The following is a 330-nucleotide window of genomic DNA, read 5'->3' as shown; positions in this document are numbered from 1 at the left end:
TGGTGACGACTTCCGTAGCGGTACCGGAACTCTGACCGACCGGAATGGTGATGGTCTGGCCGTTGGCCAAGCTGACTATGACCGGGCTGCCAGTGACAGGAGCACCAACTGTGGCGGTGTAAACGATGGTTCCACCTTCAGCCACCGATGGCGTGGCCGTGAGGTTCACGGTCGATGTATCCATGGTGTCGGTGACGTTGGTCACCGCTGGCGTGCTGTTGATCGCCAAGCTCTCGAAATTGCCACCCGAGGCATTGGTGATGCGGGCGCTGACCTGACCGGCGTCGATATATGGATCATCCGCTGGCGCGGCAACGGCGACGCTGCCGG

Annotated in this window: 1 protein-coding gene; it reads right to left on the bottom strand. The window is 61.5% G+C overall.

The window, feature by feature from the left end; genetic code table 11:
* Window positions 1-330, bottom strand: a 330-nt coding sequence (locus HU738_RS25810; RefSeq protein ID WP_217871560.1) for an immunoglobulin-like domain-containing protein, incomplete at both ends; no start/stop codon positions are given.

Source organism: Pseudomonas vlassakiae (genome assembly GCF_014269035.2).
Lineage (GTDB): Bacteria > Pseudomonadota > Gammaproteobacteria > Pseudomonadales > Pseudomonadaceae > Aquipseudomonas > Aquipseudomonas vlassakiae.
This window is presented reverse-complemented; position numbering and strand designations above follow the sequence as displayed.